Source organism: Bacteroidota bacterium (genome assembly GCA_016720935.1).
Classification (GTDB): Bacteria; Bacteroidota; Bacteroidia; order AKYH767-A; family 2013-40CM-41-45; genus JADKJP01.
Map to the genome: position 1 here is coordinate 263,285 of JADKJP010000003.1, position 22,997 is coordinate 286,281.

Annotated in this window: 16 protein-coding genes and 1 tRNA gene; 11 read left to right on the forward strand and 6 right to left on the reverse strand. The window is 41.4% G+C overall.

The features are described 5' to 3' along the window. The first annotated feature begins 83 nt into the window (after positions 1-83). Together IPP86_03595 and IPP86_03600 are read left to right on the forward strand one after the other, a co-directional pair. The gene (locus IPP86_03595) at positions 84-572 is read left to right on the forward strand and encodes a hypothetical protein (protein ID MBL0137601.1); all 489 of its coding nucleotides are present in this window, start codon (positions 84-86) and stop codon (positions 570-572) included. 563 nt (positions 573-1,135) lie between these two features. Beyond that, on the forward strand, positions 1,136-3,961 hold the full coding sequence (locus IPP86_03600) for a PKD domain-containing protein (GenBank protein ID MBL0137602.1): 2,826 nt from the start codon (positions 1,136-1,138) through the stop codon (positions 3,959-3,961). Here the strand turns inward: IPP86_03600 and IPP86_03605 are convergent. Then, positions 3,948-4,169, reverse strand: a complete 222-nt coding sequence (locus IPP86_03605) for a hypothetical protein (protein ID MBL0137603.1) — start codon at positions 4,167-4,169, stop codon at positions 3,948-3,950. The two genes, IPP86_03600 and IPP86_03605, sit on opposite strands and share 14 nt — an antisense overlap. Before the next feature lie 64 nt (positions 4,170-4,233). Between IPP86_03605 and nifJ the strand changes: the two genes are divergently transcribed. From nifJ to IPP86_03630, 5 genes are all read left to right on the forward strand, one after another. Continuing rightward, positions 4,234-7,809, forward strand: coding sequence for a pyruvate:ferredoxin (flavodoxin) oxidoreductase (gene nifJ, locus IPP86_03610; GenBank protein ID MBL0137604.1), 3,576 nt, complete (start codon positions 4,234-4,236; stop codon positions 7,807-7,809). 87 nt (positions 7,810-7,896) lie between these two features. Beyond that, positions 7,897-8,856 (forward strand): tryptophan 2,3-dioxygenase, encoded by a 960-nt coding sequence (locus tag IPP86_03615; protein MBL0137605.1) that lies wholly within the window; start codon positions 7,897-7,899, stop codon positions 8,854-8,856. Between the two features lie 201 nt (positions 8,857-9,057). After that, a complete protein-coding gene (locus IPP86_03620; GenBank protein MBL0137606.1) occupies positions 9,058-9,660 on the forward strand; it encodes a hypothetical protein in 603 nt (200 codons plus the stop codon). A gap of 110 nt (positions 9,661-9,770) precedes the next feature. Next, on the forward strand, positions 9,771-10,367 hold the full coding sequence (locus IPP86_03625) for a hypothetical protein (GenBank protein ID MBL0137607.1): 597 nt from the start codon (positions 9,771-9,773) through the stop codon (positions 10,365-10,367). Positions 10,368-10,400: 33 nt separating this feature from the next. Next, positions 10,401-10,688 (forward strand): transcriptional regulator, encoded by a 288-nt coding sequence (locus tag IPP86_03630; GenBank protein ID MBL0137608.1) that lies wholly within the window; start codon positions 10,401-10,403, stop codon positions 10,686-10,688. Between the two features lie 128 nt (positions 10,689-10,816). Here IPP86_03630 and ispG read toward each other — a convergent pair whose 3' ends face one another. Both ispG and IPP86_03640 read right to left on the reverse strand, forming a co-directional pair. Next, positions 10,817-12,832, reverse strand: coding sequence for a (E)-4-hydroxy-3-methylbut-2-enyl-diphosphate synthase (ispG, locus tag IPP86_03635; GenBank protein ID MBL0137609.1), 2,016 nt, complete (start codon positions 12,830-12,832; stop codon positions 10,817-10,819). Between the two features lie 120 nt (positions 12,833-12,952). Further along, entirely contained in the window at positions 12,953-13,633 is a 681-nt protein-coding gene (locus IPP86_03640; protein ID MBL0137610.1) for a T9SS type A sorting domain-containing protein, read from the reverse strand. A gap of 94 nt (positions 13,634-13,727) precedes the next feature. Between IPP86_03640 and IPP86_03645 the strand changes: the two genes are divergently transcribed. Further along, positions 13,728-15,191, forward strand: a complete 1,464-nt coding sequence (locus IPP86_03645) for a hypothetical protein (protein ID MBL0137611.1) — start codon at positions 13,728-13,730, stop codon at positions 15,189-15,191. A 20-nt stretch (positions 15,192-15,211) separates the two neighbouring features. Here the strand turns inward: IPP86_03645 and IPP86_03650 are convergent, their stop codons facing one another. The 3 genes from IPP86_03650 to IPP86_03660 form a co-directional block, all read right to left on the reverse strand. Then, positions 15,212-16,096: a hypothetical protein gene (locus IPP86_03650; protein MBL0137612.1), complete on the reverse strand. Its 885-nt coding sequence runs from the start codon at positions 16,094-16,096 to the stop codon at positions 15,212-15,214. Between the two features lie 15 nt (positions 16,097-16,111). Then, the gene (locus IPP86_03655; GenBank protein MBL0137613.1) at positions 16,112-16,714 is read right to left on the reverse strand and encodes a polysaccharide deacetylase family protein; all 603 of its coding nucleotides are present in this window, start codon (positions 16,712-16,714) and stop codon (positions 16,112-16,114) included. A gap of 123 nt (positions 16,715-16,837) precedes the next feature. Next, entirely contained in the window at positions 16,838-19,918 is a 3,081-nt protein-coding gene (locus IPP86_03660) for a DUF2723 domain-containing protein (GenBank protein MBL0137614.1), read from the reverse strand. A gap of 516 nt (positions 19,919-20,434) precedes the next feature. Between IPP86_03660 and IPP86_03665 the strand changes: the two genes are divergently transcribed. The 3 genes from IPP86_03665 (at position 20,435) to IPP86_03675 (ending at position 22,810) form a co-directional block, all read left to right on the forward strand. Continuing rightward, positions 20,435-21,592 (forward strand): T9SS type A sorting domain-containing protein, encoded by a 1,158-nt coding sequence (locus IPP86_03665; protein ID MBL0137615.1) that lies wholly within the window; start codon positions 20,435-20,437, stop codon positions 21,590-21,592. A 151-nt stretch (positions 21,593-21,743) separates the two neighbouring features. After that, complete coding sequence (locus tag IPP86_03670; GenBank protein MBL0137616.1) at positions 21,744-22,517, forward strand: class I SAM-dependent methyltransferase; 774 nt, start codon at positions 21,744-21,746, stop codon at positions 22,515-22,517. A gap of 220 nt (positions 22,518-22,737) precedes the next feature. Further along, positions 22,738-22,810, forward strand: a tRNA-Gln gene (locus IPP86_03675). Positions 22,811-22,997 lie beyond the last annotated feature (187 nt).

Here is a 22,997-nt window from a genome sequence, read left to right on the forward strand (position 1 = left end):
TCAAGAAAATCTTTGCGCTCTTTGCACCTTTGCGCGAAAATTATTTCACACAAAGAACGCAAAGATTTATAATGTAATTCCTGATGGAGCCAGTCATAAATTATTTTAACGCCGAAAAATCCGAAAGCCTTCTTTTTATCCTTGTCGGAATAATCGCGATTTCAGTTTCAGCATATTTTATTCTGCAGATCAAACAACCTTTTTACAATGGCATGTGTTGGCCCTTGATTGCTATTGCTTTTATACAAATCACTGTAGGCACTTCGGTATATTTTCGAAGTCCGAAAGATATTCAACGGGTAACATCAATTATTCAAACTGAAAAGGAGAAAATATCTTCAGAAGAAATTCCACGCATGCAGGTAGTGATGAAAAACTTTATCATTTATCGTTATGTAGAAATTGTACTTCTTGTTTCCGGTTTGCTGTTGATGTTTTTGTTCGATCAGTCATTTTTCCTGAAAGGTATTGGAATCGGCTTGTTCATTCAATCAGCCCTCATGCTCTCGCTGGATTTTTTTGCCGAAAAGCGTGGTCAGGATTATCTGGATTTTTTACAAGGCATTCGATAAATAATTGATTCGGGAAGGAACCCTGGAAATCACCACCTCAGAGGCCATCTAATCAGATTGCATAAAGAACTTGGTTTATTGCAAATAACCCGGGCCGGATTGATTTCAGCTCATTAGTGAAGTTTTTTAGGTTAACTGCCTGTTTTATCTTTTTTTCGATTCAACTAATTTATTCAAAAATGCTTGTTTTTAATCAATTTTTGATATATTTGAACTCCTTCTTGAATACCCTATTAACCTAATCATTGATTAACTTATTGAAATATTGAATTGATTGCCCTGTTGAATAAATTAGCCTGAACACTTAAGCTTCCATTACCTATTAAACTGCTAAACGATTGAATTTCTGTGCGACTCTTCGCATCGGATTATTTTACTGATTAATTCTAAACTATGATTGGTCAACATTCCTGTTGTCCTGTTTCCCCAAAAACTAATGACATTTAATTGCCCGCAAATCAATTCATAATAAGATTGAGACCCAATCCGCAATCCCACGCCACTAACCACTAACCACCAACCACTAACAACTAATCTCTCATACCTAAACACCAAAAACCAACATGAAAAAACAATTACTAAATCTCTTCAATCGACAGGGATGGTTCCTGTTGCTTCTGACTTTACTGACCGGATCCAATTTGTCCGTATCAGCACAAAGTTGTGACGCAACAACCGTCTATAACAATTATCAGTATGCTGCGCTTTCACCAGATCCTACCTGTTCCTGGCAAACACTTTACGATTTTGCACCGGGCGGAAATTGCAAATGGTATTATTTCTTTGGTAACGCCGGTACAACTTATACTTTTAAAACGGGCTGCGGTGACGGTGCATACGCTGACTTTGACACCTATCTGGCACTTTACAATTGGCCTGACGGAACCTTCATGGCAAGCAATGAAGACGCATGTGACGATCCTCGTCCCTACCTTTCAATTTTAACTTACACTGCTACTGTTTCTCAATGGTATTTCCTCGTTGTAACTGATGACTGGGATTATATCGGCGGTAATTTCGCGGTTTCTTACCAGGCGACTACAAACATTTCTGCATCATACAATACCACTGTAAACGGTAATACTGTTGATTTTGCAGATGCCTCTAGTGGAAACATTACTGATTGGCAATGGAATTTTGGTGATGGTGGTACTGATAATATTCAGAATCCAATTCATACTTACACTTGTCCGGGTACCTATACTGTTTCATTAGTAATCACTGATGCAACTGGTTGTTCAACCCAATACCAAAATAGTGTGACAGTTTCAGGTGCACTTGTTTCTCCTTCATTCACAACTTCTGCTGCAGGTAATGTGATTAGCTTCACAAATACTTCTACAGGTACACCAACATCTTATCTTTGGGATTTCGGTGACGGTTCAACAGGTATCGCGCAGTCTCCCGTTCAAACCTACACTTGTTCAGGTTCCTATATTGTGACCTTAACAATTACAGATATCAATTTATGTACCAGCAGCTATACCGATGGAATTTATGCAAATGGTGATCCTCAGGCTTCTTTCTCGATTGCATCAGTCAATGGAACTACTGTTAGTTTGACAGATGAATCAACTGGCCAAAACCTTGCCTGGAATTGGGATTTCGGTGATGGAAATACTGATAACACACAAAATCCTTCGCATACATATGCTTGCCCTGGAAATTATAACATCCAGCTCACAGTAAACTCTTTTGGTCCTTGTACCAGCAGGATATTTTCGCGTAATGTGACAGTTGTTGGAAGCCCGACAGCTTCATTCTTCTCAACCAGCACTGGATTGACTGCAACATTTGTGAACACTTCTACGGGTTCAGGTATTACAAATTACGAGTGGGATTTTGGTGATGGTTCTAACAGTACAGCACCTAACCCGACTCATACTTATCTCTGCCCGGGAAATTATTTTGTTCGTCTTACTGCTTATACGGTCGGATGCTCTAACCAAAGTTCCAGAAATGTTACTGTTACCGGTGATCCTCAGGCGGATTTCAGCTTCAGTGCTTCAGGAACAATTGTGAACTTCACAGACCTTTCTGTCTCCAGTACAGCGCTTACTTATCATTGGTATTTCGGTGATGGAGGTCAGGACGGTAGCGCAAACCCAACTCATGATTTTGGTTGTGGAGGCAGATACAATGTTGCACTCGAAATTACGAATGTTACAGGTTGCACTTCTTATATCTACAAAGAAGTTGTTGTAGTAGGTGATCCTAATCCCGGATTTATCCCGAACATTTTACCAAATCAGACTGTAAGCTTCAGTAATACATCTACCGGAACCACAACCGGTTTTCTGTGGGAGTTCGGTGATGGTACAACCAGCAACCAGTCTGCTCCAACGCACGTCTACGCTTGCCCCGGAGCATACTATGTTTTTCTTACAGCTTATGGCAATACATGCAACGTTGTAACTTATCAAAGAGTCGAAATTTCTGGTTCCCCGGTAGCTGATTATACTTATAGCGTAAATGGTTCAACTGTAACTTTTACAGATGCATCTACAGGAACAGGTTTGACTCATTACTGGGATTTCGCTGATGGAGCTTCATCCACTGACCCGAACCCGACTCATACATTCACTTGTGGAGGCAGAAAGCCAGTGTGGCATACCGTGACTACTGCAACCGGTTGTAGCAGTTACATCCAGAAAAATGTAGAGGTACAAAGTGATCCTTATGCGGATTTCACGTATTCAGAAAATGGTAACACTGTAGATTTCACAAGTACATCCGTTGGAAACATTACATCTTATGTATGGAATTTCTACGATGAGAATTACAACTACCTGACCTATTCTTTGTCAGCTAATCCATCTCAGACATTTACTACCTGTGGAGTAAAATATGCCGATTTGTTTATCACGAACGGTAACGGATGTACTGATTTTGTGAGTGATACATTGTCAATTCCTATGACAGATGTTTCCGCATCCGATACAATTCTTATCGCGGCTGCGACAGGTGCAACTTACCAGTGGATCGATTGTAACAATGGAAATGCGGCGATTTCCGGTGAAACCGGACAAAGCTTCCACGTTGGAACAAATGGTAACTACGCGGTTGTTGTCACTGTAGGCGCTTGTTCTGATACTTCAGAGTGTATGACTGTTACTACAGTTGGTATCAGCAACCCTCTCGCGGAAGCCAAAGTAAGCGTTTACCCGAACCCTTCAAACAACCTGTTCAATGTCCTTACACAAGGCGCCGGTGACTTTACACTCACTGTTAGTGACCTCATGGGTAGAACAGTGTTCGCGAAACACTTTACATCCGCTGGTACACAAATCCAGGTGATCGATTTGAAAGATCAGGCTGATGGAGTTTACACCCTCCGTTTACAATCAGAAGGCAGAGCAACAGTTTCTAAGAAACTCATAAAACAATAATCTGCTCTAAATGCAATTCCCGAAAGCCCCGCCCAACAGCGGGGCTTTCTTTTTTGAGCTGGGATTCATTCATAAATTGACTTTGCGCTCTTCGCGTCTTTGCGAGAAATTTTTTACGCAAAGAGCGCAAAGATTTTTGCGATTGTCGATACATGACTTTTCTCATACTTTCCCCTCTACGGCCCATTTTTGCTCTGATTTGTATCATGTTTTATAACGCTGAAAGCACCTAATTTTCGATGTTATTAATTATTCAAAATCAATCGATTTACATGGATACCGGCGTCGAAAAAGTACAGGAGGAAAAAAAGAATTTAACAGAGCGTAAAAATGTTTCCATCATGGATGGAAATGAAGCCGCGGCTTATATCGCCTATAAAACCAATGAAGTTTGCGCGATTTATCCAATTACCCCAAGCTCAGCGATGGGTGAATGGGTGGATGAATGGTCGGCAAAAGGACAAACAAATATTTTCGGACAAGTTCCAAAAGTCATCGAAATGCAAAGTGAAGCCGGTGCAGCCGGTGCTATTCACGGCGCATTACAAGGCGGAGCTCTTTCTTCAACATTCACCTGCTCGCAGGGATTGTTACTCATGATCCCGAATATGTACAAGATCGCAGGCGAGCTTACACCGACAGTTTTTCATATTGCAGCACGCGCTTTGTCCACACACGCATTATCAATCTTCGGTGACCATAGTGATGTTATGGCGGTTCGTTCTACAGGATGGGCGATGCTCTTTGGAAACAACGCGCAGGAAGCAATGGATCTGGCGCTGATCGCGCATTCCGCGACCTTGAAAGCACGGATTCCATTCCTGAATGTGTTCGACGGATTCCGTACTTCTCATGAATTATCAGAGGTGGAAGTGATCTCCGATGAAATCATTGATGAGATGATCGATAAAGATGCTGTTCACGCGCACCGCAATCGTTCACTTTCTCCCGATCATCCCAGTCTGAAAGGAACAGCCCAAAACCCGGATGTGTTTTTCCAAAGCCGCGAAGCGGCCAATACATTCTACATGAATGTTCCGCAAGTTGTGGATGCAACGATGAAACAATTCGGCAAGCTTACCGGAAGAAATTACAAGCTGTACGAATACTGCGGACATCCGGAAGCTGACCGTATCATTATCATCATGGGTTCCGGTGGAGGAACGGTTCACGAAATCGTCGACTACCTTAATCCTCGCGGTGAAAAAGTCGGCGTTCTGAAGGTGAGATTATACCGCCCTTTCTCTGTCAAAGATTTTATCGAAGCAATTCCAAAAACTGTAAAAAGAATCGCCGTACTCGATCGCTACAAAGAACCGGGAAGCATAGGAGAACCTTTGTACATGGATACAGTGAACGCATTCCGTGAAGGAAGAAAATCACAACAGGTGGATATCATCGGAGGACGTTACGGGCTCGCTTCAAAAGAATTTACTCCTGCAATGGTGATGTCCATATTTACGGAACTCACCAAAACAGAACCAAAGAATCATTTTACAATAGGAATCGAAGACGATGTCACTTTTACCAGCCTCGATTATGATCCCTCATTTTCAATAGAGAAACAACATCTTTTCAGTGGCCTCTTCTTCGGACTTGGCGCGGATGGAACCGTTAGTGCTAACAAAAATTCTATCAAGATCATTGGTGATAAAACCGACGATTATGTACAGGGTTATTTTGTGTATGATTCAAAAAAATCAGGATCACTGACGGTTTCTCACCTGCGTTTCGGAAAAAATCCAATTCGTTCAGCGTATCTGATTAACTCCGCGAACTTCATTGCCTGTCATCATTTCAATTACCTCATCAAATACGATATTCTGAAAGACGCGGAGAAAGGCGCGACCTTCCTGCTCAATGCTCCATATCCAAAAGAAGAAGTCTGGGACAAACTCCCGGTAGAAATCCAGCAGGAAATCAAACACAAAGAGCTGAAATTTTATGTGGTGAATGCAGGTAAGGTGGCTAGGGAAACCGGAATGGGAAGCCGTATCAATACCATTCTTCAAACCTGCTTCTTCGCTATCAGTAACGTAATTCCAAAGGAAGAAGCCATCGCGGAAATCAAACAGGCGATTTATAAAACCTATTGGAAAAAAGGAGAATCAGTCGTACAGAAAAATTATGATGCTGTCGACAAAGCCATTGAAAACCTGTATCAATTGGATTACGCGAATCTTCCGATTGGAACGCGTCACATGCAAACATCTCTGTTTTCTAAATCTCCGGATTTTGTAAACAGTGTGATTGCCCGCATCATCGCCGGAGAAGGCGACCAGCTTCCGGTGAGCGCTTTCCCTGCCGATGGAATTTTTCCTACTGCTACATCACAATGGGAGAAGCGGAACATCGCGGATGAAATTCCTGTTTGGGACGCGGAACTTTGTTCTCAATGCGGTAAGTGTTATCTGATTTGTCCGCATGCTGCAATTCGCGGAAAGGTGTATGACAAAACACAATTGCAAAATGCACCTGCCGGATTCATGCATGTGGATCCTATCGGAAAAGAATTTGTGAAAGAGAATGAAGCCTATACTCTCCAGGTTTCTGTGGAGGATTGTACCGGTTGTAATCTTTGTGTGGAGTTCTGTCCTGTTGAAAGCAAGAAAGAACCCGGACACAAAGCCATCAACATGGTCGACAAACTTGCTCTCGAAGAAAAGGAAAAGAAAAATTGGGAATTCTTTCTTGACTTACCAGAAATTGATCGTTCCCGTGTGAATCAAAACACTGTCAAAGGAACACAGTTGCTGCAACCACTCTTTGAATTCTCCGGCGCCTGCGCAGGATGTGGAGAAACTCCGTATCTCAAGCTGCTCTCTCAGATGTATGGAGAAAAAATGATCATCGCCAATGCTACAGGTTGTTCATCCATCTTTGGCGGAAATCTTCCTACTACACCATGGACAGTAAACGATGAGGGCAGGGGACCGGCATGGGCGAATTCACTGTTCGAAGACAACGCGGAATTCGGATTGGGAATAAAACTGGCAACCGACAAAAAACGTGAGCTGGCGACATACCTGCTGAACAAGATGAAAGATAAAGTTGGAGCGGATCTCAGCGAAGCCATCATCAATACAAAAGAAACCGATGAGAAAGCGATTCAGTTGCAAAGACACCAGATCGCGACATTGAAAGATAAGTTGAAAGAAATCGGAACACCGGAAGCGAAAAATCTTTTTGAACTGGCCGATTACCTCAGCGAAAAATCCATTTGGATTGTCGGTGGTGATGGATGGGCTTACGATATCGGTTTCAGCGGACTCGATCACGTACTTTCTACCGGAGAGAATGTAAATATCCTGGTACTGGATACGGAAGTGTATTCCAATACAGGCGGACAAAAATCCAAAGCATCACCACTCGGTGCGAGCGCGAAGTTTTCTATCAACGGAAAAACCACAGGCAAGAAAGATCTCGCATGGCAGGCGATCGCGCACGAGAAAGCCTACGTCGCGCAAATTGCCATCGGTGCCAACGACGCGCAAACAGTTCGCATCCTGCGTGAAGCAGAAGCCTATCCCGGACCATCTATTGTCATTGCATACAGCCATTGCATCGCGCACGGTTACGACATGTGCATGGGACCGACACATCAACAAAACGCGGTGAAGACCGGTTACTGGCCATTGTTCCATTACAACCCATCCAAACCCAAAGGCGAACGCTTCGTGTTGGATTCCAAAGAACCTTCTCTGCCACTCAGTGTCTTCCTCGACGGCGAAACACGGTTCACTGTAGTAAAAACCAAAGACCCCGAACTCGCATTGAGTTTCATGAACCACGCCAGCGAAGAAATCAAAGACCGCTGGTCACGACTTGAAATGTTAAAAGGCATGTAAACCTTTGTGTCTTTGTGTGAAATTTTTTCACGCAAAGACGCAAAGTCATTTTTTGCTATTTCCTAAGAGTTTCCGACCTTACAACCCATGGAAATGAAACCCGAACTGGTCCAGAAGCTGGAAGCTCTGGAAAAGAAATTTAGCACAATGGGACAGGATATCCTGTCTTATCTGGATGGCTTGCTCTACGCGGATTATCTGACCTATTGGGATTATATCCACGTGGATACTTTACTATCCCTGCAGAATCCCAAGACCAGTTTTCCGGATGAGGAAATTTTCATCATGTATCATCAGATTACCGAGTTGTATTTCAAACTCAGTCTGCATGAATACAAACAACTGGCAGATGCATCTCCGCTCGATGGCAAATACTTTTTATCACGGGTCAATCGCATCAACAGCTATTTCGAAAACCTCGTTCGTTCCTTCGACATCATGGTCACCGGAATGGATCCGGATCAGTTCCTGAAATTCCGAATGAGTTTGTTACCGGCGAGTGGTTTTCAGAGTGCGCAATACCGTATGATCGAAATTTGCTCTACGGATTTCATTCACCTGGTAGATAAAAATTCAAGAGCTCAATTCGAACATAAAAATGCTTCTATTCCCCAGATGTTTGAAAAGATCTATTGGAAGGCCGGAGCGACGGAACTTGCAACCGGAAAGAAGACACTTACTCTGCAACAATTCGAAGAAAAATATTCAAAAGATTTAATCGAGCTCGCACGGAAATACAATTCCTGCAACTTGTGGCAACTTTATAAAATGCTTCCTGAAGCGGATCAGAGCAATCCGCAAATCATCAATGCCCTGAAGATGCTGGATACGAATGTCAATGTCAACTGGCCATTGAGTCATTACAAATCAGCTGTCCGTTATCTGCAAAAAGATCCTGAAGACATCAAAGCGACAGGAGGAACCAACTGGCAGAAATATCTCCCACCGCGTTTTCAAAAACGTGTTTTTTATCCTGAACTCTGGAATGCGGAAGAGATGGAAAACTGGGGTAAAGGTTGGGTCGCAAGGGAAGTTTTTGGTATGTAAGTCATACTTTTTTCCAGGATTCCTCTATCAATCCGCTGTAAAAGCAATCTTCAATCAAAATTATTAGGCTGATAATCAGCTAAATGAAAAATATTTTATCGAATTATTATGGTTTATAACATAAACTACTTTATGTTTGTGCCCATGATGATGAAATTACATATGAATCTTAAAAAGAGTCTCGGGTTAATTTTCTTTCTGATGAGCATTTCATCCTTTGCTCAAAGCGATATTGATAGTTTAGAAATCAGAGTATCACAACTCGATTCGGCGAAAGACGAAAAAACCTGGAGCGATTTATTTCATGCATTTGAAAATCTTTCCTCTGAAAGACCGGCAGAATGGTTGCCCGTTTATTATGAAGGGTATTCTGTTTTGCAATTGGGCATGTTTCAAAAGGAAAGCAGGATGAAAGATGAATATTATGATCAGGCAACGCGATTCGCAGCTCTTGCCGATTCACTCAATCCACACAATGCGGAAATTTTGATTCTTCGTTGTTATGCAGCATGCATGAAAATCACAGTGGATCCATATAACAGAGGACAAAAGTTTGGCATCCTTTCAAGAGCTTATCTTGACAGTGCCATGCAGATTTCTCCTGACAATCCGCGCGCATTGTATCTCCGTGGCGTTTCCGATATGTATACACCTATAGAATATGGCGGAGGGAAAAAGATCGCCTTACCAACTCTGGAAGCAGCAGTGAATAAATTCTCCACCGAAAAACCCATTTCGCCCGTCGCCCCACACTGGGGAGCCGACCTTGCAATGAAGATGCTGGAAGAATGTCGGAAGAAATAAGAATCTCAAATTTTTGATTTTAGATTGCTGATTTTAGATTTTAGCCGCATCCACATCCACTAACCACTAACCACTAACCACTAACCACTAACCACTAACCACTAACCACCATGGAGTCCAACCAACCCCTCACCGAAGCAGAAAGCCTGGCACTCATTCACAAAATGATTCACTCGGCAAAAAAACAATTTGAAGACAATGGATTTTTCTATCTCCTCTGGGGATGGTTTGTATTCATTGCCTGTATTTCCAATTATGTTTTGCTTAAAATTAATTTCGAATACAATTGGATAGGCTGGATGATTCTGATGCCTTTGGGTGGTGTGATCAGTTTTTTTTATGGAAGAAAAGAAAGTAAAAAACAGCAATACAAAAGCTACCTTGATGAAGTCATGATGTATGTATTGGGCGCATTTGCTTTTTCATTGTTCTTTGTATTATTCTTCATGAATAAACTGGGTCTTGAAACCTATCCAATGGTAATGGTCGTGTACGGTATTTGGTTGTTCATTTCCGGCGGCGCGATGAAATTCAAGCCTTTGATTCTTGGAGGTGTCATTAACTGGTCACTCGCTTGTATCGCTATGTTCGTAAATTTTGAATCACAACTGATTCTACTTTCTGCTGCGGTCCTCTTCGGTTATATTGTACCCGGATACATGTTACGTTCTAAATTTACCAAAGAAAACAACCTGGTTAATTCCTGATCAGAAAATAAATTTGTTTCGAAACAATTCAAGATGTTTAAAGATCTCGATCCGCTCCTTCACTCTCAATTGCGTTTGGCAATCATGTCCTTGCTCATCAGCGTGAAGGAAGCGGATTTTTCATTTCTCAAAGAGAAAACCGGTGCAACTGCAGGAAACCTGAGTGTGCAAATCACAAAATTATCGGAAGCGGATTACATAACTGTAAATAAAACCTTCCGCGACAATTATCCTCTTACCACGTGTAAGGTTACCCCTAAAGGTATTCAGGCTTTCGAAAAATATGTTGAAAGTATTAAAGGCTATCTTGGAACAAAATGAAGTTCAGGTATTGCGAAAATTAATAACTGTAACCTAAATTTTGAAAAAATCCTGCATCACAAAGGGTTCACAAAGCACACAAAGAAATTCTCAAATCGCGCATCAAATCTACAATCTACAATCTACAATCAGCAATCAATCAAAGCCCTCGCTTCCTGCCAGTCCCCATGCTTCTTAATTAACTCAACAAGTGCTTCCACCGCCTGGTTTTCATCAATGTTTCGTTCTACAACTTCTTTGCCTTTGTATAAGGTAATTTTTCCCGGTCCGGTTCCAACATATCCGTAATCCGCATCCGCCATTTCACCCGGACCGTTTACTATACAACCCATGATCCCGATTTTTACGCCTTTGAGGTGATCCGTGCGTGAACGGATTTTCGCTGTAGTTTCCTGCAAATCGAAAAGAGTTCGTCCGCAGCTTGGGCAACTGATGTACTCTGTTTTTGAAATGCGCGTACGTGTAGCCTGTAAGATTCCAAAGACTGTCGCGTTGATCATTTTTTCTGAAGCGACTTCAGGAGCTGAAACCCAGATACCGTCACCAAAACCATCCAGAAGCAAAGCTCCGAAATCGGTTGATGCATGAAGCTGCAAATCATCGCTTGAAATTCCTGAGTAATTCCTTTTAAGGATGACAGGGATCTGGCAGTCCATTTCCATCAAGGCAATCATCGCTCTTCTTTGTTCTGCCATCCCGTGCGGATTTGAAGTTTCCAGAATCAATACAGACTTTGATGCCTTTTGTATTGATGAAGAAAACTCCGCCTTTAACAGATCACTTATTGTAACAGAAATAAAATTTAATTGCCCGCTTAGTACTCCTGATTTTAGAAATTCAGAAAAAGTGAGCAAAGGAAAATGTCGATCCCGTGTTTTCAGATTCTGCCATATCGAAGCATTTAGTATGACACCCAACGTTCCGGGAATTTCAAAGTCGATACTTTTATCTCCTGTATAAATATAATCGCATGCCTGATCACTCAGGTTCCATTTATCGCTTGCTACCGCGTAATTGTATCCAACCGGAAATAAGGAAGCGGCAGTAATTTTTTCCTTATGACTAAAATCCGCGATTACACGAGGTACCTCATGACCACCAATGTTTGAAACCGTTAAAGAATTTCTTCGATTATATTCATACGGCGAATAGGGTAAAGTCAGCTTATGTTCAGCCCCATCGTCCCCCGTCCCTCGTCCCTCGTCCCTTCTTTCAATCACCACAATCTCATCCTGAACTTTCTCCCTCTCACCATACCGTCCCACCAATGAAAGCGCTACAGGAATTTCAAACTCCGGATCTTCCGTCAAAGACACACGAATAGTATCTCCGATGCCGTCTTCAAGGAGCGTCCCAATTCCAACGGCTGATTTTATTCTTCCATCTTCTCCTTCGCCTGCTTCAGTAACACCGAGATGCAAAGGATAATTCATGTTTTCCAATTCCATCTTTTGGATGAGAAGCCGGTAAGCCTGAACCATGATTTGTGGATTACTCGCTTTCATGGAGAGCACAATATTTTTGTACTCGTTCTCCTCGCAAATTCTTAAAAACTCAAGGGCGGATTCAACCATACCGAGAGGAGAATCACCATAACGACTCATGATGCGGTCACTCAGCGAACCGTGATTGGTGCCGATTCGCATGGCAGTACCGTATTCTTTACAGATTTTTACAAGAGGAGTGAAACGTTCTCGAATTCTTTCCAGTTCAGCATCATAAGCCGCATCGGTATAATCTATCGATTCGAATTTCTTTTTATCCGCGTAGTTGCCTGGGTTCACACGTACTTTTTCCACTACACGCGCAGCCCATTCAGCTGCATTGGGAGTAAAATGTATATCAGCAACCAGAGGAGTATTGTATCCCCGTTGACGTAGTTCTTTTTTGATGTTCTCGAGATTCTTCGCTTCGTTGATGCTTGGCGCTGTGATGCGTACAAGCTCGCATCCGGCTTCAATCATCCGAATGCTTTGTTCAACTGTGGCTATGGTGTTCATGGTATCCGTGGTCGTCATGGATTGAACACGAATCGGATTTTTGCCACCGATACCAAGATCACCAACTTTCACTTCCCGTGTCACATAACGGGAGTAACGTGTAAGGCTGGTGCAATAGGCCGGATAAGAAAGAATTTTTGCCATAAAAAACTGAACAAAGATAGGGGAAACATGTTTCAATTTTCTGAAAATAGAAACGCCGGATTGTTCCGGCGTTTCTATTCCTAAACCTTAAACTCAACAATACTCTTTATTTATCGCTATTTATTCCTTGATAATTTTCGCGAAACGGGATTTTCCATTCTTACGACCAAGTTCGATCAGGTAATTTCCCGGGCTCAATTGGCTCACATCCAGGTAACTCTTAAACACCGTTGAGTAATACAATACAGCCCCTTTTAAATCAATAATTCTTACGTATTTAACATCGTTATCCGGGCTCGATTCCAGCCTGATAAATTGTACCGCAGGATTCGGATAGGCCAGAATTGACTGCGTTCCGGGTTCTTCAATTCCACTCAGCCGAACAAAATACACATGCACCGTGAGGGTGTCGGATTGAACACCGGCGGTTCTTGCCGCAGGCCATACGACTACGATGTTATCACCATCGTCGTAATGTGTCAAATCAAATTGATAGGGTAGTGGTCTGGCAATAACAGAGTCGCCCGGAAAGATCTGAAGAGTTGCACTGCTGTCGGAATAAATTGTGTCCGTTACACCCGGGTTACCCTGTACCAAAACGTCAAAAGCTCCGGTAAATGTTTGGTTTCCGGTGTTGCTGATATTTATGGTAACAGAATCATAGGATTGAATATCATATGCGGTATCCTGGCTGGCGACCGGAAAGTTTGCCAGGCTGGTAATTGAGAGCCTCGCCTGCCCAAAACTCAGCTGCAAACCGAGCCCGAAAAAAGCGAAAATCAATAAGCTTCGAAGTTTCATACCTGTCCGTTTTAATAAGTTGATCAAATGTATCAAAATCTGTTTCAGATTCGAAATATATTTTCTATATTTCTTACCCGTTCAAAACCAGAATATGGACATATTGAATTCCATTGTGGCCGGCATGAGCAAAGAACAGGTCCGGTATTTCAAAGTGTATCTCAGTCGAAGTCACGACCGTGACGACCGGCTCGATATCCAGCTTTTTGATTACATGCGTAAGACCGGGGAGGAGTACGATGAAGAGAAAATCTTCAAAAAACTATATCATTCTGAAGATAAAAATTCCTTTTACCGGTTGCGTAACCGTTTGCTGCAGGATCTTAATAAAAGCACCCTCATTCAACATTACGATGATGATGAGACCGGTTATACATTGCATTTGCTGGCACTTGAAAAATTTTATTTCAGCAGGAACAATACACGGGTAGCGAATTATTTTTTGAAAAAGGCGGAAGCAGAGGCGAGAAAGACTGAGAATTTTGAATTGCTCGATATTATTTACGGGGATTTCATCCGGCTTTCTCATGAATTGTTATCCATCAATCCTGAAGAATACATTCAGAAAAGAAAAGAAAACCAGGAACAAATCCGCCAGCTGCGTGCGATCGAGGATATTCTGGCCGTGGTCAGTTATAAAATGAAACTGACTCAGAACTTCGCTTCTGATGAAAATCCAATTCTCCCATTGCTACAGCAAACGGTAGAAAATTATTCACAGGACAAAGAACTGATCCGCAGCGCGAAATTGAGGTTCAGGATATATCATGCGGTTACTCAGATATTGCTTCAAAAAAGAGATTACAAAGCACTTGAAGAATATTTATTATCTGTCTTTAAGGAATTTAATGAAGAAAAACTTTTTGTCAGGACCAATCATGATACGAAATTGCAGATGCTGGTGTACCTGGTGAACTCACTTTTCAAAAACAATAAGCTGAAAGAATCCCTGCATTACACCGAACAGTTGCGTTTGGCGATGGAGGAATATCAGCGTTTGTATTATGACAAGTACCTGTTCTTTTATTACAATTCTCTTGTGATCAACTATTCACGTCTCGACCGTAATCGTGCGATAGAAATATTGGAAGAGATGAAAGGGAATGAAAAAATCCGTTCCAATCCATTTTACGAGATGTTTGTTTATCTCAACCTTGCTGTTTCATGGTTCGATAAAAAGGATTTCCATTTGTCGATACGTAATCTCAACAAGCTTTATCTGCTTGACGGTTACGCGAAAGCCGATCGTTCTTTGCAATTTAAAATCGCGATTGCCGAATTAATGATTCGTTATGAATTGAAAGATTTTGATGTCCTCGAAAATAAAATCCGTCAGGTGAAAAAGGATTTCAAAGAGTTCTTCAACAAGCAGGTGAATTCAAGGGAGATTTTAATGGTCAGCGTCATTGGAAAACTCATCGAAAGTGATTCACTTAAACAAGAAAAAAATCTGATGGCAAAAGTAAAGCAACTTATTTTTACATCGGAAGAAGAAGATTCAGGAGATTCCGAAATATTGAATTATAAAACCTGGTTGAAGGAAAAACTAACAATGTAATTTCCGGAAAAAATCCTGCTTCAGAATAAAAGCCCTTTGCATGTATCGCCTTTGAATTTATTTTTTGGTTTATAGGCTTTGAAGAGATTGGTCGTAAAATAATATGTAAAGTTAATATTGGTGTACACATACCAATCAAGATTGTCGGGATTTCCTCTTGCGCCAAAATTTGGTTTGCCACCGGGATAATCCGGATCATTGGATGGATCGGATAAAAAGACAGCATCAGGTCCTTGGGCTGCGAGCAATTCTTGTTTGTCGGGATAATGTGTGCTTACATCGTCTAGATAATCGGTAAAAGTTTTTCTGAAACCGATTTCCGCGCCAACATCAAAATGTTGAGTCACTTTGAGCATAAAACCTCCTCCCACAGGAATTGAAAACTGTTGAAGGGAGTAGGGTTTAGGATATGGTCCCTGGAGGTATTGTCCCTCTGTTCCTACTTTTTGCAATTCATAAGTCTTTCCGTTCAGGTCACGTTTCGGGTTGAACTGAAAATAAGCGAAACCGGCGAAGACATAAGGTGCAAGAATGTTGCGTTTTGAAAATCCTCTTTTTCGGTTTTCCAGTTTATAGATGAAATGAATTCCTGCTTCATCGATATCGGAATAAAAACTCAGATTGCGATACTGGTTTCCGGACAAGTTGACTCCATTCGCGTCACTGGCTGTTACACGGCCGTGAAAAGCGGCAAGTCGAATATGGACCCGGGAGAAAAACAGAAAATTGATATGCGCGCCAAACCCCGGCCGGGTGAAGATGAGGGTGAAATTATCGTCGAGTTCACCCGCGTAATTGGATGCACCTGCTGAAAGACCTACACCCATGACTCCACGTGCTTCCTGTGCTCCTGAATTTAAGGGGATGAAGAAAATAAAAAGTAAAAGGAATGTGAGCCGTGACAAATTGGAATGTTTGTTTTAATTTTCTGGTAAGGCTGCAAATGTATAACCCATTTTGATAAAATGATCCATGACTTTTGGCAGCGCAAGCCGAAGGCGATCCTGTGCTTTAAGACTGTCATGAAAAACAATCACTGAGCCGGGCAGAGCACTTTTTATTACCCTTTGATAACATTGCTCACCGTTCAGGTTGGTATCGTAATCTTTGCTCAAAACATCCCACATCACAATCCTGTATTTTTTTTTGAGCGCGGAGATCTGTGAAATCCTGATTTTTCCATAAGGTGGACGAAAAAGTCTGGAAGAAATTAATTTGTTGGCAAGTTCAATGTCTTCGCTGTATTTTTTGTCTGCTGTATCCCATCCATTCAAATGATGATATGTGTGGTTCCCTGTAGTATGACCATTTTCACGAATGCTTTGAAATATCGTTGGGTGTTTTCTTACATTATCTCCGATGCAGAAAAATGTCGCTTTGACATTTCTCTTTTTTAATTCTTCCAAAACCCAGGGTGTGACTTCCGGAATCGGTCCGTCGTCAAATGTGAGATAAAGAATTTTGTCTTTAACCGGGACATGCCAAAGCAGAGATGGGTAAAAGAAAGAAAGTAATCGAAACATGATTGAAGAATTCCGGTTGTCTGTAAAATTATCGAAAAGCGGGAAGGATTACAATGATATTTGAAGAATAAAAAAGGCTGCCCGATCGAGGCAGCCTTTTTATAAATGGAAAATAGAATTGTTTTAGTATCCGGATTCTTTGGCAAAGCCAAGGAAAGCTTTTTCTGTTTTGTCCGAAAGCTCTTTCTGGTTGGTTTGTTTCAGAATACTTGTTAAAGACTGAAGGATATACAAAGCCTGGTTCATGTCCTGATCCAGAAGTTTGTAATACTTTGTTCCTTTCAGTGAAAGATAATACTTCATGTTATCACCATATATCGCGCCGATACGTTCTGAGATAGCATTGCCTTTTGCAATAAGTTCATTTTTCTTTGTGAGTTCCATATCGGCTGCCATCAGCGTATCCTGACGGTTATAAGCACCTGCTGCACGATAATAGAGTTCAGCGATCTTGGTCATGAAATAATTGTATGGAATAGTTTTATCAGGCATTTCTTCCACACATTTATCAAGAACCTTGATTGCTGAGTCACGTTTGTTTTCGTTCATCAATTCTTCCGCAAGACGGCTGAAATTAATTCGGAAATTGGTAGTCATCCGCATGTTGTTTTCATCCAGATATACAGCAGGATCTTTCATATTGCCCCAGACAAATTTTGTCATCACGTTATTGTACATGATGTCAGTGTTTACACGTCCGGGAACCATTTCGCTCCTGGATTCAGTGCGGATAGGAACAATTCTGTAGGTGAGTCCTTCAAGCTGGAAGTAAGGTTCAAGATTGAGGTAATTTTCAGAACCAACTGTTGTCGCGAAATAAACCGGGCGTTTCCAGTGATTGTTGGCCAGGATGTTCAGGATCATGAGATCATTTTTCATGAGGTAGCTTCCATCGAGTGTCCATTGCATCACTTTCACGATTTTATCCGCATCTTTTGCAGGAACGACACCGTTAGCAATTACTTCAGCGGAATCAATGGTGAGTTTTACTGTTTTAGTCGGGAAATAATTGATTTCTTCGCCTGAATTTGTGCGGGCTTTTGCCTGTGGATCATCACTACCCATGAAATCGACAAGTTCTTTCAGTTCAACCGGCTCTTTAATACCGCGATCATAGAACGGAATATAGTCACGGCGTCCAAGCATATACTTATCCTGAGTCCAGCTGATCGCTATTGGATCAGAATCATAATACTTACGTTTCAACTGATCAACGTACCATTCCGTATTCAGGAGGCTCAGGTTGACAACACGCACATCTGTACGCACATTTTCAACTTCCTGAACATACCATAAGGGGAAAGTATCGTTGTCTCCATTTGTAAACAAAATCGCGTTCGGTGCACAGGAGTTGAGATAATCAGTCGCGAAATCGCGTGAAGTATAACGGTTAGAACGATCATGATCATTCCATTCCGCTTTGGCCATCACTGCAGGAACTGCGACAAGACAAAGAGCTGTGGTAACTACAGCAGAAGCAGTAGCAGGGACACGTTTTTTCAAAAACTCATACAGTGAAAGTACACCAAGGCCTATCCAGATCGCGAATGCATAATAGGATCCTGCATAAGCATAATCCCGTTCACGTGGTTGGAGTGGTGTTCCGTTCAGATAGATTACAATCGCGATACCGGTGAAGAAGAAGAGCAACATAACAACCCAGGCATCTTTATTATCGCGGGAATAGTGATAAACCATTCCGATGATACCGAGAATGAAAGGCAGGAAATACATGTAGTTGCGTGCCTTATTGTTGGTCATTGTTTCCGGTAGGTTATCCTGAGGGCCAAGACGCATTTCGTCGATGAATTTTACACCGCTCAACCAATTGCCTTTTGTAATTCCTCCGGGTCCCTGTAGGTCATTCTGACGTCCCGCGAAATTCCACATGAAATAACGCCAGTACATTTCTCCCATCTGATAAACAAAGAAGAATTTCAGATTTTCTCCAAAGGTTGGTGTGCGGTCACCTTTTACATCTGCCCATTTTTTATATTCGTTGATGTGACTTTGCTGATTGCTCCACATTCGTGGGAAGACAGTAGTTTTATCCTGTTCGTAAACCGGATCGATTTTAGAAGGACCTTTTATATATTTTGATTCGCCTTCCACTTTTGCCCAGGTATCATCGCCAACTTTCTGATCAATAACTTTTGCATTGTAGTATTGACCGATAAACAACGGACGCTCTCCATACTGTTCACGTTTCAGATAGGAAATGAAATTGAACACGTTTTCAGGATTGTTCTCATCGAGCGGAGGATTCGCCGCGGAGCGGATTACAATTTGCGCAAAGGAAGAATAACCGATCATGATGAAAACGAAACAAAGAATTGCCGTGTTCCAGATCGGATGATTTTTTTTCTTCGTGTAGATCAAGCCCCAGATAACACCTGCGACGATAAGTAATGCGTAAAAAATAATTCCTGAACCGAATGGCATTCCGAAGCCGTTCACAAAGACCCGGTCAAATGTTCCGGCAAGTGTTATTGCTCCCTGGATAATTCCATACTGAATAAAACCAAGTACAAGTGTCCCGAGAATAGCAGTGTAAATAATTCCTTTTGTGGATACTTTGTATTTTTTGAAATAGATCACAAAGGCAAGCGCGGGAATGGTAAGGAGGTTCAACAAGTGGACTCCAATACTAAGCCCCATCAGATATGCGATCAGGATCAGCCATCGTAAATTGTGAGGTTCGTCAGCGGCATTTTCCCATTTGAAAATGGCCCAGAAAACAATCGCGGTGAAGAACGATGAACTCGCATATACCTCACCCTCTACAGCAGAGAACCAGAATGAATCACTGAATGTATAGGCCAGTGCACCAACGAGCCCGGCTCCCATGACAGCGATGAGTTTATCAGTGGAAATTTCTCCTTTACCGATTACAATTTTGCGTGCCAGTGCAGTGATGGTCCAGAACAGGAAAAGGATTGTGAAAGCACTCATCAATGCTGATAATATATTCACAGCAATCGGATACATGCGGACATCATCTCCCCCAAAAAGGATAAAGATTCGTGCAAGCATTAGAAACAGTGGAGCGCCCGGTGGGTGACCTACTTCCAGTTTGTGAGCTGTGGCGATAAATTCACCACAATCCCAAAAGCTTCCTGTTGGCTCGATCGTAGAGATATACACATACGCGGCGATGAGGAACGTGAACCAGCCGACAAGGTTGTTGGTACGTTTATAATTCATAGGAGATTATAAAAATTTTGATAGCCTGCGAAGGTATAAAATAAGGGCACATCTAAAAACGCTTTAAGTACAGTCAGACAGGTTAGATTCTCAAGAATTCCGGCCCTTGGGTGGATAAAGGAGATAAACTGGATTGCAATGCTTTTTCTGAAAAATCGGATGTCGGCTATTAAAACTTTGACCTGTAGGCACTAATATTTTGAGCCGGAAACTGATTTTTGATAGTCATTCTGTTCATTCCAATAGTTCATGAAAGGAAAAATCGACGTCCTCAATTCAGTATTATGTTAAACAACAATTTTTTTCATGTTAAATTCATTCCCAATTTAAGAAAGAGTCCCTTTTTATTTCAAAAACCGAGTTAGGTTGTTGATAAAATGAAGAGGGGGAAATTGGTATTTAACTGTAAGAATATCATTTAATTAAGAATTGTTTTACATTTGCGCCGTTGTATATTTTGGTCATTCATTTTCCTTCAGAGGGGAAGAAAAATCCTTAATCAAAATATAATTTTCAATGAGAAACACACTACTTAATTTCTTCTTTAGAACTTTTATTGTCTGCTCCGTACTGGGCTTGTCCAGCGCAAGGCTTCTTGCAGTGAACGCTACGGTTATGGGCAATTTACCCGGACAATTGGTTGAATCATCGGGTGTGGATTTCACGGGTGGATCAAGTTTTTGGACTCATAACGATGGTTATGGTGATAATAATCTTTATAAAGTCAGCAATTCAGGTACACTCACCCGTACAGTGAATGTTGTTGGAGCTGTGAATTACGACTGGGAAGACATTACCCATGATTATTCCAGGACCTACATGTTTATCGGAGATTTCGGAAATAATGCCTGTGATCGTACAAATCTGCACATTTACCGTACTCCTTATCCTTCCACTGTTTCCGGCTCATCAGTTACCGCTGAAGTAATCAATTTCACATATCCAGATCAGCAGCAGTTTCCTTCTCCATGGATGAATTTTGATGTGGAATCGTTTGTTCATCACAATGGACATCTTTTTCTTTTTACAAAAACGGATGGATCAGCAATAGGTTATACTAAAATGTATTCTTTGCCGGATGTTCCCGGTACTTATGTTGCTACTCTCGTAGATAGTTTTTATACCAACGACAGAACCACTTCTGCGGACATCAGTCCTGATGGTTCAACATTGATACTTATTTCAAATACACATTTACATCTCTTCAGAAATTTTCAGGGAAGTAATTTCTTTGAAGGTCAGCACACACAAATTAATATCAGTGGTACCTGGACACAAAAAGAAGCAGTTACTTTCTGGAGCAGTAATGAAATTTACCTGACAGACGAAGATAACGGCAGTGGCAATCACCTTTATTATATTGATCTTAGTGCATGGGTTCCCGCAACACTTACAGGTGTTTCGGATCATACCATTTCTGATAACGAAAATATTACCGCGGCTCCGAACCCTGCAAATGCATCTTTCTCCATTCAATTAACAACACCGCATACAGAAGGAGTACAACTTCGTTTGTTTGATCTGACAGGCAAAATGGTTAGAGAAGTGATTGTAAAAGAGCCGGTATCCATGATTCGGATGGAAACTGCTGATTTACCGAATGGGGTCTATTTTTACAAGCTTGTTGCGGATCGACGAGAGTTGAAAACTGCACGTCTGGTGGTTTCACACTAAGAAGATCTAAAGAAATTTGAAGACGAATTCTCCGGAAATGACCGGGAATTCGTCTTTTTTGTTTGTAGGAATTTGAGGGGCTTTTTGATTTTTAGAAATTCTGATAGAAGTTTAGTGAACTTTTTACCTTTGATGCCCTTATTAAAAAACTATGAGTTCACACGAGCGTGCCCACCATGATGAGGCCAATAATGTAACGTATCAGCGATGTCAGTTTGCATACGAATTCGCAAGGCCTTTTATCACAGGCAAAAAAGTACTGGATGTCGGATGTGGCAATGCCTATGGCACAGCCCTTATGGCTGAATCCGCTTCTGAAATTACAGGTCTGGATTATGATGAGTCAACCATTCAGTCGAACAGGAACCAATATGCTTCAATTAAAAATCTGAATTTTGAAAGGGCGGTCATTCCGCCTTTGCCATTAGCCGATCAGAGTTATGATGTGATTACCTCTTTTCAGTTTATCGAACATATCCACCCACGTGCTGAATTCATCAAAGAATGTTTAAGAGTATTGAAGCCGGGTGGAAAACTCCTGGTTACGACTCCTAATAATAAGATGTCTCTTGCAAGAAATCCATTTCACGTGCATGAATACACTTTTGATGAAATGAGAACCGAAGTTTCCACGATCACCAAAACGTTTGAGCTTCAGGGATTGAACGGAAATGAGAGGGTAAATAAATACTATGAAGAAAACGGAAAATTTGTTCGCATGATCCTGAAATGGGATGTGTTCAAATTGCACCAAAGATTGCCATCAGCATGGCTTACTAAACCTTATAATCTGGTTACCAACATGATGCGGAGTAAGCTCAAAGAAAAAGTGAGCACCACCACTGACATCAGCACCAAGGACTTTCATTTGCAAACAAGCAATCTGGACAAATGCTGGGATATTTACCTGATTGCGACGAAGTGAGTTGTTGAGTTAATTGGTTATTAAGTTATTGAGTTATTAAGTTATTGAGTTATTAAGTTATTGAGTTATTAAGTTATTGAACCTAAGCATCAAGAACCTAATACCTAATACCTAATACCTAATACCTAATACTTTATACCAATTCAACAGAGCCATCTGTGAATTCTCCAAAAAATCTTTGTTCTTGAATATCCTTTTTCTACTTTTGCCCTCCCAAAATTGACCTATGGTGTAACTGGCAACACGTCTGATTTTGGTTCAGAAGAGTCTAGGTTCGAGCCCTAGTAGGTCAACAAAAACGGTGGTCCCCTAAAGGCCACCGTTTTTGATTTTAACTTATTGAATATCAATTAATTATTTTTAACACTTTGCCAAGTTGTTTCGTATTTCTACCAATTTTTAACCTATCGTTTACGGAGTAAAACATGACGTTGGTCAAATATGCTTGAATTTTGGCTAAAAAAATGACAATTTGGGGTA

Excerpts from the sequence above, each read along its gene's own strand:
- IPP86_03615 (MBL0137605.1), top strand. The coding sequence starts at position 7,897 with ATGGAAATGAAACCCGAACTGGTCCAGAAGCTGGAAGCTCTGGAAAAG.
- IPP86_03605 (MBL0137603.1), bottom strand. The coding sequence starts at position 4,169 with ATGATACAAATCAGAGCAAAAATGGGCCGTAGAGGGGAAAGTATGAGA.
- IPP86_03665 (MBL0137615.1), top strand. The coding sequence starts at position 20,435 with ATGAGAAACACACTACTTAATTTCTTCTTTAGAACTTTTATTGTCTGC.
- nifJ (MBL0137604.1), top strand. The coding sequence starts at position 4,234 with ATGGATACCGGCGTCGAAAAAGTACAGGAGGAAAAAAAGAATTTAACA.
- IPP86_03600 (MBL0137602.1), top strand. The coding sequence starts at position 1,136 with ATGAAAAAACAATTACTAAATCTCTTCAATCGACAGGGATGGTTCCTG.
- IPP86_03595 (MBL0137601.1), top strand. The coding sequence starts at position 84 with ATGGAGCCAGTCATAAATTATTTTAACGCCGAAAAATCCGAAAGCCTT.
- IPP86_03640 (MBL0137610.1), bottom strand. The coding sequence starts at position 13,633 with ATGAAACTTCGAAGCTTATTGATTTTCGCTTTTTTCGGGCTCGGTTTG.
- IPP86_03620 (MBL0137606.1), top strand. The coding sequence starts at position 9,058 with ATGAGCATTTCATCCTTTGCTCAAAGCGATATTGATAGTTTAGAAATC.
- IPP86_03630 (MBL0137608.1), top strand. The coding sequence starts at position 10,401 with ATGTTTAAAGATCTCGATCCGCTCCTTCACTCTCAATTGCGTTTGGCA.
- IPP86_03655 (MBL0137613.1), bottom strand. The coding sequence starts at position 16,714 with ATGTTTCGATTACTTTCTTTCTTTTACCCATCTCTGCTTTGGCATGTC.
- IPP86_03645 (MBL0137611.1), top strand. The coding sequence starts at position 13,728 with ATGGACATATTGAATTCCATTGTGGCCGGCATGAGCAAAGAACAGGTC.
- ispG (MBL0137609.1), bottom strand. The coding sequence starts at position 12,832 with ATGGCAAAAATTCTTTCTTATCCGGCCTATTGCACCAGCCTTACACGT.
- IPP86_03670 (MBL0137616.1), top strand. The coding sequence starts at position 21,744 with ATGAGTTCACACGAGCGTGCCCACCATGATGAGGCCAATAATGTAACG.
- IPP86_03660 (MBL0137614.1), bottom strand. The coding sequence starts at position 19,918 with ATGAATTATAAACGTACCAACAACCTTGTCGGCTGGTTCACGTTCCTC.
- IPP86_03625 (MBL0137607.1), top strand. The coding sequence starts at position 9,771 with ATGGAGTCCAACCAACCCCTCACCGAAGCAGAAAGCCTGGCACTCATT.